The organism is Microvirga lotononidis (assembly GCF_034627025.1).
GTDB classification, from domain to species: domain Bacteria; phylum Pseudomonadota; class Alphaproteobacteria; order Rhizobiales; family Beijerinckiaceae; genus Microvirga; species Microvirga lotononidis.
This window is the reverse complement of record NZ_CP141049.1, coordinates 331,918-346,925: the sequence shown is the minus strand read 5'-3', so window position 1 is coordinate 346,925 and position 15,008 is coordinate 331,918. Positions and strand designations below refer to the sequence as shown.

12 protein-coding genes and 2 pseudogenes are annotated in these 15,008 nt (G+C 62.0%); 6 read left to right on the top strand and 8 right to left on the bottom strand.

What is annotated here, in order from left to right; genetic code table 11:
- From U0023_RS25115 to U0023_RS25100, 4 genes are read right to left on the bottom strand one after another with little or no spacing between them, the layout of a single operon-like run.
- Window positions 1-816 carry an ABC transporter permease gene (locus tag U0023_RS25115; RefSeq protein ID WP_009762391.1) on the bottom strand — a complete coding sequence of 272 codons (816 nt, stop codon included), beginning with the start codon at window positions 814-816 and terminating at the stop codon, window positions 1-3.
- Window positions 813-1,757 carry an ABC transporter permease gene (locus U0023_RS25110; protein WP_009762390.1) on the bottom strand — a complete coding sequence of 315 codons (945 nt, stop codon included), beginning with the start codon at window positions 1,755-1,757 and terminating at the stop codon, window positions 813-815. The genes U0023_RS25115 and U0023_RS25110 overlap by 4 nt, the downstream gene beginning before the upstream one ends.
- 21 nt (window positions 1,758-1,778) lie before the next feature.
- The gene (locus U0023_RS25105) at window positions 1,779-3,326 is read right to left on the bottom strand and encodes an ABC transporter substrate-binding protein (protein ID WP_009762389.1); all 1,548 of its coding nucleotides are present in this window, start codon (window positions 3,324-3,326) and stop codon (window positions 1,779-1,781) included.
- Between the two features lie 4 nt (window positions 3,327-3,330).
- Entirely contained in the window at window positions 3,331-4,221 is an 891-nt protein-coding gene (locus tag U0023_RS25100) for a hydrolase (protein WP_009762388.1), read from the bottom strand.
- Window positions 4,222-4,429: 208 nt separating this feature from the next.
- Here U0023_RS25100 and U0023_RS25095 point away from each other — a divergent pair, with 208 nt between their 5' ends.
- Window positions 4,430-5,092, top strand: coding sequence for a GntR family transcriptional regulator (locus U0023_RS25095; RefSeq protein WP_009762387.1), 663 nt, complete (start codon window positions 4,430-4,432; stop codon window positions 5,090-5,092).
- Between the two features lie 20 nt (window positions 5,093-5,112).
- Here U0023_RS25095 and U0023_RS25090 read toward each other — a convergent pair whose 3' ends face one another.
- The gene (locus U0023_RS25090) at window positions 5,113-6,681 is read right to left on the bottom strand and encodes an ABC transporter substrate-binding protein (protein WP_009762386.1); all 1,569 of its coding nucleotides are present in this window, start codon (window positions 6,679-6,681) and stop codon (window positions 5,113-5,115) included.
- A 132-nt stretch (window positions 6,682-6,813) separates the two neighbouring features.
- Window positions 6,814-7,983 (bottom strand): C45 family autoproteolytic acyltransferase/hydolase, encoded by a 1,170-nt coding sequence (locus tag U0023_RS25085; RefSeq protein WP_009762385.1) that lies wholly within the window; start codon window positions 7,981-7,983, stop codon window positions 6,814-6,816.
- 85 nt (window positions 7,984-8,068) lie between these two features.
- Between U0023_RS25085 and U0023_RS25080 the strand changes: the two genes are divergently transcribed.
- The 3 genes from U0023_RS25080 to U0023_RS25070 all read left to right on the top strand — a co-directional run bounded on the left by U0023_RS25080 (window position 8,069) and on the right by U0023_RS25070 (window position 11,833).
- On the top strand, window positions 8,069-8,959 hold the full coding sequence (locus U0023_RS25080) for a GntR family transcriptional regulator (protein ID WP_009762384.1): 891 nt from the start codon (window positions 8,069-8,071) through the stop codon (window positions 8,957-8,959).
- Between the two features lie 69 nt (window positions 8,960-9,028).
- Window positions 9,029-10,372, top strand: coding sequence for an aminotransferase class III-fold pyridoxal phosphate-dependent enzyme (locus U0023_RS25075; protein ID WP_009762383.1), 1,344 nt, complete (start codon window positions 9,029-9,031; stop codon window positions 10,370-10,372).
- Between the two features lie 30 nt (window positions 10,373-10,402).
- Complete coding sequence (locus U0023_RS25070; protein ID WP_009762382.1) at window positions 10,403-11,833, top strand: aldehyde dehydrogenase family protein; 1,431 nt, start codon at window positions 10,403-10,405, stop codon at window positions 11,831-11,833.
- Between the two features lie 184 nt (window positions 11,834-12,017).
- On the opposite strand, the pseudogene U0023_RS35650 reads toward U0023_RS25070, so the two are convergent.
- Window positions 12,018-12,121, bottom strand: a pseudogene (locus U0023_RS35650) (IS6 family transposase); the annotation flags it as partial.
- 127 nt (window positions 12,122-12,248) lie between these two features.
- On the opposite strand from U0023_RS35650, the pseudogene U0023_RS25060 reads away from it, so the two are divergent.
- Window positions 12,249-13,015, top strand: a pseudogene (locus U0023_RS25060) (IS5 family transposase).
- A gap of 63 nt (window positions 13,016-13,078) precedes the next feature.
- On the opposite strand, the gene U0023_RS25055 reads toward U0023_RS25060, so the two are convergent.
- Entirely contained in the window at window positions 13,079-13,255 is a 177-nt protein-coding gene (locus U0023_RS25055) for a hypothetical protein (RefSeq protein WP_154661069.1), read from the bottom strand.
- A gap of 177 nt (window positions 13,256-13,432) precedes the next feature.
- Between U0023_RS25055 and U0023_RS25050 the strand changes: the two genes are divergently transcribed.
- On the top strand, window positions 13,433-14,920 hold the full coding sequence (locus U0023_RS25050) for a M20/M25/M40 family metallo-hydrolase (protein WP_009762380.1): 1,488 nt from the start codon (window positions 13,433-13,435) through the stop codon (window positions 14,918-14,920).
- The last annotated feature ends 88 nt before the right edge of the window (window positions 14,921-15,008 follow it).

Sequence of the window (15,008 nt, the reverse complement as noted above, 5' to 3'; positions counted from 1 at the left end):
TCACACTCCTCGCATGCGTGGATCGAGCTTGTCGCGCAGGGCATCTCCCAGAAGGTTGATGCCGAGAAGCGTCAGCGAGATGCACAGACCAGGGAAGATACCGAGCCAGACGGCCTGCGCGATGAAGGAGCGGCTGCTGGCGAGCATGTTACCCCATGTGGGCGCGGGGGGGGGCACGCCGAGTCCGAGAAAGCTCAAGGCACTCTCGGACAAGAGCACCCAGCCGAACATGGAGGTTGCAAGCACTGTCAGTGGCGCGACGCAATTGGGCAGGATGTGCCGCGCCATGGTGAAGATCTCCGAATTGCCCATCACGCGTGAGGCCTCCACGAACTCCTTCTCGCGCAGGGACAGCACGGTGCCGCGCACCACGCGCGCCACGGACGGCGTATAGGCCAGCCCAAGCGCTAGGATGATGCCGTACTTGTTCGCGCCGATGACGGCGAGCAGGCCGAGCGCCAGAAGGATACCCGGGAAAGCTAGGAGCGCGTCGTTGAATGCCATGAGAATACGGTCCGTCCAGCCGCGCACGTAGCCCGCGAAGACACCGAGAGCCGTTCCGGCCGTTACGGCCGCTGTGACCGTGAGAAGGCTGATCCAGACGCTCGTGGCCGCGGCCGCCATGAGGCGGCTCAGGACATCGCGGCCGAATTCGTCTGTGCCGAGCCAGTAGACGGGCCCTGGCGGCTGCAGCCGTGCCGCGAAGTTGATCTTGAGCGGATCGAATGGTGTCCAGAGGGCGCCGGAGAGTGCGCTGAGGATCACGATGCCGACGACGGCGCCGCCGAGGGCGGCGTTGGGAGCTGGTAATTTCATTCCGCAGTCACCCTCGGGTCGAAGACGGGATACAGGAGATCGACGATAAGGTTCACGACCACATAGACGAAGGCCACAAAGAGCAGGCATCCCTGGATGACCGGGTAGTCGCGGGCGAAAATGGAGTCGACGAGGAGCCGCCCGAGCCCCGGGATCGTGAACACCGTCTCGACCACTGCAATGCCGCCGAGCAGGTTTCCGAGGACGAGGCCGATCAGGGTCCAGGTTGGGCCGAAGGCGTTCTTAAAGGCGTGCCGCCACAGCACGGCGCTCTCGGAGAGCCCCTTCGCGCGGGCGTGGGTGATGTAGTCGAGCCGCAGCACCTCCAGCGTGCTCGCCCGTGCCATGCGGATCAGGACGCCCATCTCGTGCAGGAACAGGGTCATGACTGGCATAATGATGTAGAGAAGCGCCGCCGTTGGGTTCTCCGTGAAAGAGACGTAGCCGACGACGGGCAGCCATTCGAGCTTTAGGCCAAGCAAGAGCAGGAGCAGCAGGCCTAGCCAGAAGGTAGGAATGGACAGCAGGACGGTCGCCGTACCTACCAGCGCCAGGTCCAGGGTGCTGTTCTGCCGCCACGCCGCAATCACGCCCGCCGGAACCGCGACCGCCGTGGCGAACAGGACCGCAACGAACACGATCCTGGCGCTGACCCAAAACCGGTCGAGCACGAGCGGCAGGACCGGCTGGCTCGACGTGATGGAGTTTCCGAGATCGCCCTGCAGGACATTGCCGAACCAGATCCCGAACTGAATCGGAAGGCTCTGGTCAAGCCCCAGACGCTGCCTCAGATCGGCGAGGCTCGCGGGATCCGCGAGGTCACCGAGCATGAGAGAGGCCGGGTCCCCCGGAATGAGACGGATCAGGACGAACACCGAGACTGCCATGATGAGCAGGGTCGGGACGGCCATGAGGATCCGTCTGAGTGCGAAACGCACCATGGTCTTCCCTCCCTTTCTCGATCAGTTCGCCACGACGCGGGCGCCCCACGCGCGAGGCTTGCCTTCCCACGGATCTGCGCCCTGGACGCGCTTCGTATGGGCCCATGCCTCCTGACCGTTGGCGAAGATGATGAGTGGCGTCGCGTCCATCTGGCGCCGGTGAAGCTCGTCGAAGACTTTCTGGCGCTCAGCCAGATCCGAGATTGCCGATGCTTTCTCGATCAGCGCCTCGGTCGCCGCATCGTCCCAAACCTTGCGTGGCTGCTTGTCCTTGGGGCCGGAGAACTGCTCGTAGCTCAGGGCAGGGTCGAGGCGCGCCGAGTACGAGAAGGACATCATCTGGTAATTGCCTTTGTTGTACCGATCGAGCTGGGTCGCCCATTCGAGCACTTCGATTTCCGCGTTGATGCCGACTGCCTGCATCATCGCCTGCGCGATCACGGCCGCACTGAAGCTCGGCACGTGGACGCGCTTGTTGGCGATGATCTTGATCGGCTGGCCCTTGTATCCTGCCTCCTTCAAGAGCTGCTGCGCCTTGGCAGGGTCATAAGCATAGCCCTTACGCTGAACGTCGTCGTAATAGGCTGATGTGACGGCCACGGCCGAGTTGTTGGGCCTGCCGTGGCCGTTCGAGACCGCTGCCACGAGCTGCGGCATATCGATGGAAGCCGCGATGGCCTGCCTCAGCCTCACGTTGCCGAGAAGCGGATCGCGCGTCTGGAACAGGAAAGTGTGTTTCGTCGCCGACGGGAAGAGGCCGACCTCGACATTCGATGCCTTCTGCAGCTCCGGCACGTCGGTGTCGAGCACCTGCGCCACGTCGACAGCTCCCGAGACGAGGGCCGCCTTCACGGTGGAGGCATCAGGCACCACGAGGAACTTCACCTCAGATAAGGCAGTCCGCTTGGCTCCGACCAGACCGTCCGGCTTGTCGCCGGGCGGGGACTCGTATCCGTCGAAGCGCGACAGGATCACGAACTCGCCTCGGCGCCATTCGCCGAACTTGAACGGGCCTGTGCCGACGGGCTTGTCCCAGCTCCCGTCCTCCTTGACCGAACTCTTGTGCAGGATCGCCGTCATGCCACAATCGGTCCGCGCCATGGAATCGAGGAAGAGCGCGCTGGGGCGGTCGAGGGTCATGGTGACTGTCGAGGCGTCGGGCGCCTCGACCTTCTCGACCTTCAGGCCGGAGCGGCCGTCGAAGTCCGAGCGGCAGCGCCAGTCCGTCTTGGTGTCCATGTAGCGGTTCCAGCTCCATAGGACGTCCTCGGCAGTCAGATCGGCCCCGTTGTGGAACTTCACGCCCTTGCGGAGGCGGAACGTGTAGGTCTTCCCGTCCGGCGACTGGGAGACGGATTCGGCCAGGAGCGGCGCGACAGTTCCGTCCTGCTTATAGCCGACGAGTCCTTCCACCATGTGCAGCACCACTGCATCAGTATTGTCGTCCCGGTTCACGCCTGGATTGGTGCTGCGGATGTCGGCATTGAGCGCCACCGTTACGGTCTGGGCCGCAGCGGGAGCCGCCGTCGCGAGTGCCGCCCCGAGTGCGGCCGCAATGGTCTTTTTCATGGTCCTATCCCTCCGCTTTCGCATTCCGTGCGACGCGCCCGTCCTTCAGGACATCGGCGAAGAAAGTCTGAACGTGCTTGACGACACGGTTGCCATCGTGGGGCACATTCGGCACCAGGTCGAAGCGGACCTTGATGCCATGCGCCTCGAAGGAGCGGCGCAAGCTGTCCAAGCGCTCGGGGCGGGTCCGTCCCGCATCGTTGGCGCCGGGCATCCAATGGCGTCCGCCCTCCCGGTGCGTGATCTCCCAAGTCTCAAGATCCGCAGCACCGACGATCATCTGCACCGGAACGCGGGCCATGGCCTTCACGTCGATGTCGATGCCGAAGCGCTCCTTCACGTTCCGCGTTCCAACCCACCAGTCGCGGGTCGGGTCGAGCAACGTCACCGAACCGGGCGCGCCTACGGACGCGGCCCAGAGGCGATCCGGGTGGAGCATGAGAAACCGGTGGGTGAAGTGGCCGCCTCCCGAGTAGCCGAAGAGGGCGAACCGCGCGACGTCGATCCCGTACCGTTCGCCAACTTCCTCGACAATGGACAGGAGCACGTGATCGTAACGGATATCGGCTTCCTGCATGTACTTGAAGCCGTCACGGTTCCCGTCGCCCAGTACTCCAACCGGGAACAGCGGGCACAAGATGATGCAGTTGTTCCAGCGCCCGAACTCCGCGAAGGCATCGCGATAGGTCATGAAGGCCCGCCCCGTCCCGTGCATCGCCACGACGAGAGCCGGCGACTCGCCCGAGCCCAGGGTCGGCGGCACGTAGAGACAATAGGAGAAGCGGGGATCCTTCCTGCTGGCCACGACCGTGGTGTGACCACGATCATAGATCTGTTGTCCTTGATCGACCTTGCTGAGCCCCTCGGCGCGAGGGGAGGCTTGAGCTATGTCCATGAGGCAAACCTGATTGGCTCGAAGATTGGCGCCAAAATGTTTGCACCTGGAACCGATCTTGGCAATACTGATGACGGCATTTTTTCTTGTACGGTGTGCGACCGGCCATTTATTGACTTTGCACGATGAGCATCTTCGGCGGTCGTTCCAGCCAGCCGGCTCCCGCATGAATGACGCCGCTTCTTGCAACCGAGGGCCCGCTACCCTGATGACTGCCACGACTGAATCCCTTTCCAAGCTCGTCGACGTCATGGCGCGCGACATCCAGGCCGGCGTCTTTACCCCGGGGACCTGGCTGAAACAGATCGATCTCGAGAACCGCTACGGCGCAACCCGTATGGATATTCGCCGCGCCCTCGATCAATTGGCCGCGAAGCGCTTGGTCCGCCATGTGCCGAACCGCGGATACCACGTCCATGCGCTCGACGACCGGCAGGCCGACGAAATCCGAGATGTCCGGGTCATTCTTGAAACGGCCGCCGCCGAGTCCATGATCCAAAGCGTCAGCGCGGCTGACCTTCGAGATCTCCGTCGGCTCGCCGCCCGATTTGAGGAACTGATCCTGACTGGCACGATTCTCGAGCAATACGAGGCGAACATCGCGTTTCATGTGCGTCTCCTAAGGCTTTGCACCAACAGGGAACTGGTCAACGTCGTCACAGAACTGCGTGGGCGCGGCCCTTCGGCGCCCGCAACACAGTGGAAGACCCGCGCGCGGATCGAACAGTCAGGCCGCGAGCACGTCATGATGATCGATGCGCTCGAGGCACGAAATGTAGAGGCACTCAGGCATGTTCTGGCCGCCCACATCCGGCAAACGGGAATGTCCTCGGCATCAGAGGCTCAGCCTTCCCCGATCGAGAGAGGCTGAGCCTTGGACTGAGCGCGCCGTTAGTTGGCGATCCTCACCTCCCAAGCGCGCGGCTTGGACAGGACGGACGCGGTGTAGCCCTGGACGTTTTTGCGGAAGGCGCTCGCCTCGACGCCGTTGTAGAGCATCACGAACGGCACCTCCGTCAGGAACCGGCTCTGGAGCTCGTCGAAGATCTTTTGGCGCTCCTCGGGAGCCGTCGTGACCATGGACTTCTCAAGCAGGGCCTGGGCTTCCGGGCTGTCCCAGACCTTGCGTGGCTGCTTGTCTTTGGGACCCATGACGGATTCGTAGCTCAGCGAGGGATCGAGCCGCGCCGAATACGGGAACGCCATCATCTGGTAGTTGCCCTTGCTGTATCGGTCGAGCTGGGTGCCCCATTCCAGCACTTCCAGATTCGCGTTGATTCCGACCGCCTGGAGCATGGCTTGGGCAATGACCGATGACGCGAAAGTCTGGGGGTAGCGCTTGTTGGTGAGGATTACGAGCGGCTCGCCCTTATAACCGGCTTCCTGCAGGAGTTTCTTCGCCTTCTCAGGGTCGTATGTATATCCCTTGTCGTGCGCCGCAGTGTGGAAGGACGAGCTCAGCGGGACGACGGAGTTGTTGTGCTGCGCCAAACCTTCAGTGACCGCCTGGGCGATCTGAGGCGTGTCGAGCGCAGCCGCAATGGCTTGGCGCATCTTCACGTTCGAGAGCAGCGGATCGCGCGTCTGCATCAGGAGTGTGCTCAAGCCCATGTTCTGTGCGATGGACAGACCCAGATTTGCGTTGCCCTTAATCTCTTTCACATCCGCATTCGCGACGTCGGGCACCACGTCCACGTCGCCGCGCAGCAGCGCGGCCTTCGCGGCGGCGCTGTCCGGAATCACGATGAAGCGGACCTCGTCCACGAGCGGGCGCTTCGATCCGGCATAGCCGTCAGGCTTACCTTCGCCGCGGTTTGCATAGCCGTCGAACTTGGTAAGCTTGACGAATTCGCCGCGGCGCCACTCAGTCAGCTTGAAGGGGCCGGTGCCAATCGGCTTGTCCCAGCTCCCATCTGCTTTTACGGAGTCCTTATGAATGATGCCGGTCATTCCGCAATCCGTGCGGGCCAGCGTCGCCAAGAAGAGCGCATCCGGCTTCGTCAGGCGGAAGACCACTGTCTGCGGGTCGGGTGTCTCAATGGCTTCCACCTGCGAGCGGCCGCGACCGTCGAATTCAGCAAGGCAGCGCCACTCGGTCTTCGGATCCGTGTAGCGCTTCCAGTTCCAGGCCACGTCCTGCGACGTCAGGTCAGCACCATTGTGGAACTTGACGCCGTTGCGGAGCTTGAACACGTAGGCGCGTCCATCCTCCGACACGGTGAAGGATTCAGCCAGCAAGGGCTGAATGCTCGCATTCTCCCCATAGCCTACGAGCCCCTCGACTGCATGGAGAACGACCGCATCCGTGTTGTCGTCCCGGTTGACCCCCGGATTGGTGCTGCGGATGTCGGCATTGAGCGCAATGCGTAGCACCGATTGCTGTGCGAGCGCGGGCAGCACCGATGCGGCCATAAGGGCCGATACGCAGCTGGCGAGAAGAAGGTTCGACTTCAGTTTCATCGTGTTCCTCACATATGTTCGAAATTCCTGCTCTGTCGTTATCGGCGGCAGCTGTTGGTCGCTGCTTAGAGCCGCTTCCGCCAGCGGGAGCGGCTCTCATTCGGAGAGCCCGGTCCACGCGCCGGGGACGCCTTAGAAGGCCTTCGCGATCGGCGCGACCTGGGCGGGTCCCGCTTCGGTTGGTCGCTGGATTTCCATGTCGAGCTTGTAGGTCGTGAACGTGCGGTTGAGTGCCGGAAGCATCGCGACTTCCATGGTGCCGAGCATAGGCTCCATCACGATCATCGCGACGGTCGCACTCAGATTGTTGCTGAGGTTCGGACGCGGCGGGCGGCAGACCGACCAGGGGGTCTCGAAATCGTCGAACAAGGCATTCTTTACTATGTCACGCGTGACGGCGCCGAGATGCGGCTCGACAAGCGCGCGCACGCGAAGGTCGCGATAGAGACTGTCGGGCGTGTTTATAATGCCTGTGTCCTTCAGCTTTGAGAGAGCGACCGGGCTCTGAAAATGGTTGGCGTGGACGATGAGGCCACGCTCGGGATGGACCTGGAAGGTCTCGTCGGGTGCGCACTCGAAATCAATCGCGATGCCGTTGGCTTGGCTGACGATCATGTTGTTCGCGGCGGATTTCGGCGTGGTGTATACCGCACTCATGGAAGCAGCCACCTGCTTCTGCTCCAGCACCTTCCGGCGGATCAGCGCCAAGGGCACGCCGAGGCGGCGGTAATCCCGGTCCGATTCGAGATAGTTCGCCGTGATCGCGATGCCGGCCGCGTTGAAGCCCGAACGACCTAGAGCGCCCGCTTCGGTGAACGTCAGGATGTCGGGCCCGTCCTCCCGGCGGATCTTCAACACCACGGCGGTGCCGGCGCACTCGACTTTCCAGTCCCAGTTCTGGGCATGGATCAGGCGCCCGTCCCGAGTCACCTGAGGTAGAGCGACAACGCCCGTGCAACCATCCGGATCATCGTCCGGCAGGTCCCGCTTATCGTCGGGACGCTGAGCGAGCTTCAGGATCTCGGTGCGCGCGTTGAGGAGCACGACGGCTTCGAACGCCACCCCGGCGCCTTCAGCGATTCCGCGCATCTCTTCGAGATATGAAGGATCGAACCGGTCAATAGTCGGCTCAAAGCGCTTCACGAGCCGGGCAATGCCTTCAGCCGTCAGATTGTTGCGGCCGAGTTGCTCGGAGTAATGCTCGATGCCGAGGCGCACCCGATCCGCCGCCTGCTCACCATATTGGCGGCCCCGCTCACGGGGGGGACCGGATATTTCGACGAGCGGGCAGGTTGGTATCATCGGTGCGGCCTCTCAACAGGTCTAGCGTCTTTCGCGGATATATTGTATTTCAGCATAAGATAATACAATCAAGAGGAAAAGTGACGTGCATCAACCGACCCGATTGCAGCAGGATCTGGCCGACCGCATCGTCCAACTCGTGAATGAGGACGGCCTCTCGGTTGGAGATCTGCTGAACGAGAACAGCTTGGCGCGACGCCTCGAGGTATCCCGGACGCCCGTGCGCGGCGCCCTCCAGCACCTCGAGAACCAGGGCATCGTCGTTCGGAGGCCGAATCGAGGCGTCGAGCTGATCGCCCTGCCCAAGCTGGCCAAGGCCCCGTTTCCGGCCGCGGCCGACGAAGACGAAGAATGGCTGGTCCGGATCGCCCGCGACCAGCGGAATGGCGCTTTTGAGCAAGACATCTCCGAAGTCGAGATCATGCGCCGCTACGGCCTCAACCGCCCTACGGTACAGCGGGTCCTCTCGCGCCTGGGCGATCTCGAGATGGTGGAGCGCAAGCCCGGCTATGGCTGGCGCTTTCTGACCGGGACGCGAGACGTGGCCACTCATGACGAAAGCTACCGCTTCCGCATGATGATCGAGCCGATGGGTATTCTGGAGCCAAGTTTCCGCCTAGAGCCGAGTTGGGTCGAGCTTATGCGGCGGCTCCACAACGAGACACTGGAGCGCCCTTGGCACGAATCCTCCAGCGTCGCCTTCTTCGAAATGAACGCGGCCTTTCATGAAGGCTTGGCCGCAGCTTCAGGCAACCGCTTCGTCCATGCGGCGATCCGCAACCAGAACCAGCTACGGCGTTTCTCGCAATACGACTGGAAGTTCGGCTTCGAGCGGGTCGTCGTGAACTGCCGCGAGCACCTTGAAATGCTCGACTTCCTGGCCCGCGACGAGCGGGAGATCGCCTCGCTTCTGATGCGCCGTCACTTGCAGCGGGCGAGCCAGGTCAGGTCCCGCAAGAGCCCAGATCCCGGCTGAACCACAAGTGTCTTTCAGTAAGACAAAGTTCAAGTTCATTTTCCCTCGTCGCCCTTGCAGGAGCACCCGATGACCGTCTCGCCGCAGATTGCCGCATACCCCCTCGCCAACGATGTGGGCGATGCCTACTGGCTTCCCTTCACGGCCATGCGCCAGTTCCGGTCGAACCCGATGATGTTCGTCGGGGCTGAGGGCATGCACTATCTCACGGTCGACGGGCGCCGGGTGCTGGACGCGATGGCAGGCCTGTGGTGCGTCAATGCGGGCCACGGCCAGCCGCGCATCGTCGAGGCTATCCGTGAGGCGGCGGGCCGGCTCGATTTCGTCTCCTCGTTCAAGATGAGCCATCCCGGAGCGTTCGAGCTCGCGCGCCGCCTCACGGGCATCGCGCCCGACGGCTTTGACCACGTGTTCTTCACCAACTCCGGCTCGGAGGCGGTCGATTCCGCCCTCAAGATCGCCCGCGCCTATCACCGCGTCCGGGGCGATGCAGGGCGCACAAAGTTGATCGGCCGGGCCAAGGGCTATCACGGCATGGGCTTCGGCGGCCTTTCGGTCGGCGGCATCGGCCGCCACAAGCGCGACTTCGGCCCTCTCCTGCCCGACGTGTCCCACCTTTCGCTGCCCTATGATCGGGCCTCGATGGGCTTCTCTCGCGGCCAGCCTGAGGCGGGCGCCCCTTACGCGGATGAGTTGGAGAGCCTGTTGCAGATCAACGATCCCATGACGGTCGCGGCCGTTATCGTGGAGCCGGTTATCGGCTCGGGCGGCGTCTACCCGCCACCGGTGAATTATCTCGAGAGGCTGCGGGCCATCTGCAGCCGGCACGGCATCCTGCTCATCTTCGATGAGGTCATCACAGGCTTCGGTCGCCTCGGCCGCCCCTTCGCGGCTCAGGCGCTCGGCGTCACGCCAGACATCATCACCTGCGCCAAGGGCATGACCAACGGGGCCGTCCCGATGGGCGGCGTCCTTATCCGCGACTTCGTGTTCGACGCCTTCATGGCGGGACCGCCGGAGGCTATCGAACTCTTTCACGGCTATACCTATTCGGGGCATCCGCTGGCCTGTGCGGCAGGCCTTGCGACCCTGGACGTGTACGAGGAACTCGGTCTCTGCGGGCGCACCACCGCTATCGCGCCGGTATGGGAAGCAGCGCTCCATAGCCTGAAGGGCGAGCCCCATGTTGCGGATATCCGCAACATCGGCCTTCTCGGCGTGGTGGAGCTGTCGTCCCGTACCGCAGAAGCGGGAGCCCGGGGAAGCCTTTGTGCGCAGATGTGCTACGAGGATGGTGTTCTAGTGCGTGCCTCAGGGGATCTCATCGTCCTTTCGCCGCCACTCGTCATCGAGGAGGAGCAAATCGGGCAGACGGTCGAGAGCATACGCTCCGCGCTGCACCGGATGAACTGAGGTCGACGAAGACAGCTGGAGAATGATTCCGTGCAGCATCATCACCACTTCTACATCGATGGCCGCTGGGCTAACCCTGTCGGGCAGGATCTCATTGACGTCGTCAACCCCGCAACGGAGGAAGTTGTCGCGACGATTGCTGCGGGCAGGCGCGCCGACGTGGACAAGGCCGTCGCAGCCGCGCGAAGCGCATTCGAGTCCTATGCCTCGACGACCCGCACAGAGCGTATCGATCTCCTGAACAGCATCGTCGAGATCTACCGGCAACGCGCCCAGGATCTCGCGGAAGCTGTTTCTACCGAGATGGGCGCGCCCTTCACCTTCGCGCTCGAGCGGCACGTGTCGGCTGGCCTTGGCCATCTCACGCGCGCCATCGAAGTCCTGAAGGATTACAGGTTCGACGAGCGGATCAACTCCACTCTGGTCGTCCGCGAACCCGTCGGCGTGGTCGGCCTGATCACCCCCTGGAACTGGCCACTCAACCAGATCGCCTGCAAGGTCGGCCCAGCCCTCGCGGCCGGCTGTACGATGGTACTCAAGCCGAGCGAAATGGCCCCCCTGTCGGCCCTCATCATCGCCGAAATCCTGCATGAGGCCGGCGTGCCCGCCGGCGCCTTCAACTTAGTGAACGGTGACGGCCCGCATGTGGGCCAGGCCATCGCGAGCCATCCGGACGTCGACATGGTGTCCTTCACGGGCTCGACCCGCGCAGGGATCCTGGTCGCCAAGGCGGCGGCCGATACGGTGAAGCGGGTTCACCAGGAACTGGGCGGCAAGTCTCCCAACATCCTCTTGGACGACGCCGACTTTAACGGGGCGGTCACCCATGGAGTGCGAGGCTGCTTCGCCAACAGCGGTCAATCCTGCAACGCCCCAACCCGCCTCCTCGTCCCGGCTGACTGGCAGGAGAAGGTGATGGAGATCGCAGGCCGCGTCGCCGAGGAGACTGTAGCTGGTGACCCGAGAGCAGCCGAGACCACGATTGGACCCGTTGTCAGCCGGACCCAGTTCGAGCGCATACAGGATCTCATCGAAACCGGCATCAAGGAGGGCGCAACCCTTGTGACGGGAGGTCCCGGGCGCCCGCTAGGGCTGCGCAAAGGCTATTACGTCCGCCCCACCATCTTCGCCGACGTACGCAACGACATGACCATCGCCCGGGAGGAGATCTTCGGACCCGTCCTCAGTATCATGCCCTACCGGGACGAGGAGGAAGCCATCCGGATTGCCAATGATACGGTCTACGGTCTGTCGAGTTACGTCACCTCCCGCGATATTGAACGCTCCCGTCGCGTTGCGCGCCGGATTCGGGCTGGCATGGTGCACGTGAACGGGTCACGCGGCGACACGGCCGCGGCCTTCGGAGGTTACAAGCAGTCGGGCAACGGCCGCGAATGGGGCCGCTTCGGGTTTGAGGAGTTTCTCGAAATCAAGTCTATATTTGGTCACTACACAGCTTGAAGAGGTTGCGCCGCAGATTTGTGACAACGGCGTGGGACAGCGGAGATGTCGTCACAGGGTCAGGCGGCAAGCGGATCGAATTGCTCTGCCAACGATGGCTGCGGATTGTACGCGGACTTCGCCTGCTGTGCGCACATCGTGTGCGCTATCTTGATGTCGCCGAGGCTTACGTGAGTTGAGGGGGCCGGAGTCCGAGCATCGGCCGGGGCCGCCGTTTGATGGCGCATGATCCTACTCAATCCGATTGTTCAAGTAGCGGCGCTGCCGAATCCGGATCGGCCTAGGCCTGCGCCGTGAGCGATCCTGTAAACTGCTCTCAACTTCACAGATCAGGATCGTCTCACGATTAGGGCGTGTTGTCGCTTGAACTGATTGGATCGACTTGCGTTTTGCTCCTCCGCGATGAGGAGGAGCAATGCTCAGCGACGGACAATGGGCTCTTCTGGAGCCCCTGATTGAAGCGTGCCGGCCGAAAGGCAAGACCCCGCCACAGGATCTGCGGCGCACCGTCTCGGCCATCCTCTGGCGGCACCAGAACGGCCAAGTGGCGGGCTGTCCCGGAGGAGCTGGGCCCTTGGTGGCGTGCCGCCCAGATCTTCATCCGCTGGGCCAAAGCCGGCGTCTGGGAGCGCTTGCTGAGCCTTGTTCAGGAATGTGGGGTCCAGCTCGGCATGGTGTTTCTCGACGGCACGAGCGTGCGGGCGCACCAGAAGGCGGCAGGGGTACGGCGAAAAGGGGATCTCAAACTGAGCGAGATGATCGTGAAGCACTTGGCCGCTCTCGTGGCGGCTATGGCACCAAGGTCTGTGTGATCGCCGACGCCTCTGGCCACGTCATCGCCTTTCGGATCGCGCCTGGGCAGGCGCATGAGCCTGCCCCATGTCATCCCGCTGCTCGAGCAACTGCCGGGTGTCCCACCGTGGGGGCGGAGATCGCGGCTACACCAGCCAGGCCTTTCGCGAGCACATCTGGAGCATCGGCGCACCCCCCGCTATCCCGCCGCAGCGCCATGAGGTGCCGGTGGCCTGTCCCGAGTGGATCTACACCAACCGCAATGTCGTCGACCGGCTCTGGGCCCGGTTGAAGGAGTGGCGAGCGGTTGCTACTCGCTATGAGAAGACCGCCTCATCGTTCATGGGCATTCTCTGTCTCGCCGCTACACTCGATTGGATCAAACGATGACACGCCCTAGTGGGGTCTGACGATAGGAACGGTCGATCTGCTCAAGATAGCAATCATTCGGTGCTAACCAAAGGTGATGCCGTTTAAAGCATCTTCAGCATGCGCCGGTCCAGTGGCACATTCCTGGCTCTCGGCAACCATGCAGGCCGCTTTGAAGTATAAATTTTTCTGATGAATTTCTTTTTGTTTTGTGATCGAACGTATTCGGAATGACGAATCTAAAGCAGCAATATTCATCATCAATGTGTCATAAAGACTAACTCGCCTCAAAAATTATATTTTGTATGTTCTCCGAGCCGTAGCTGCACCTTAGATTCTCGAAGCGGCCCGTGTGGGAGGGGCATTGTCTCTGCGGGACCTCCAGTAACAAGCAATCGTCCTCTGAGTGACCCGGCGAAGTCTCGCGCACAGACGCGGATGGTTTCCTTCGCCCATTTCAAGGAAGGAAGCTCTGTCGTGAAATGGATATCCGTCTCTTCGTTCACCGCGCTCGCACTTTTTGCCGGGAGCATTACCGCTGCTGCGGGTCCTGGGGATACAAACTCCAGCAAGACCGCAGCTCTGCTGCAGGATCTATTGCGCTTCGATACCAGCAACCCTCCAGGGCGAACGATCGAGCAAGCTGAGTATCTGAAAAAGATCTTCGACGCGGCCGGGATTCCGAACGAAATCATCAAAACGCCGGACGAAGGACGTGCACATTTCATCGCCCGTCTGAAAGGGGACGGGAGCAAGCGACCTGTTCTCCTCGCCGGGCACTCGGATGTGGTTCCCGTCGAGCGGGCAACTTGGACAGTCGATCCATTCGGAGGGGTGATTAAAGACGGCTTTGTTCTTGGGCGCGGCGCTATGGATTTCAAGGGAGGCCAAGCCGTCTTTGCCCAAGCGGTTCTGATGCTGGCTGAAAGCAAGAAACCGCTAGCCCGAGACGTGATTTTCCTGGCTGAAGCAGACGAGGAAGCCGGCGAGTATGGCACCACTTGGCTTGCCAAAAATCACTGGGACAAGATCGATGCCGAATTTGCTCTGAACGAAGGCGGCTGGATTTTCCAGGACAAAGGTGGAGTCACGAGGCAGGTCAATATCACCACGCGTGATAAGATTTACTCAGGTCTGAAACTTGAAGTTTTGGGTACCCCTACTCACTCATCACGCCCGATGCCGGACAGCGCGATAGGACGTCTTACTCGAGCTTTGGCCAAGGTCTCGGTCTGGGATACCGACCCGACCTTGACCCCCCAAACGCGAGCCTACTTTGAGGCCCTTTCCAAGAGCACCGAGGGCCCGCTGGCCGCGGACCTTTCGATGCTCGCAAAGAGTGAGGACCCGGCCGCATTGCGGGAGGCCGGCAAGCGGGTGTCAGAGAAAGGAGATTATCCTCTCCTGTGGCATGCCCTGATGCGCAACACGGTCGCGACGACGATCGTTAAAGCGGGGGTCAAGGAAAATGTCATCCCGGGCGCCGCTGAGGCGTACATCAATGTCCGCCTCGTGCCAGGTTCGGTTCCATGGGACGTGCTCAAGCAAGTCGAGGCTGCCATTGATGATTCGTCAGTGAAAGTGTCCTTGGCCGGAACCATGTCTGATGCCGAGGCGCGGGACTATTACGACAAGGCTTCGAAGGCCGCAGCCTCCTCCACGGAAACCGAACTCTACAAGGCACTGGCCGAGAGCAGCAAAAAGGTCTGGCCGCAGTCAGAGGTGGTTTCGGCCCTGTTTGAGGCGGGAACGGACGCCTCGGCGTGGCGCCAACGGGGTGTACCGGTCTACGGCATTTATCCGTACCCGTTGGATAACAATACCTTGGAACGGATGCATGGCAATGACGAGCGCATTGCCGTGAAGTCGCTCGATGAGGGAACGCAAATGATTTTCGATACGCTATCAAACGTCGCAGGAAAGTAGGAAGTCGAGAGAGAAAAGGACCTACCGGGGAGGATCCGGCGGGTCCCCCAAGAAGCTTAAGCAACACACAAGTTGCCCCGAAAACTGG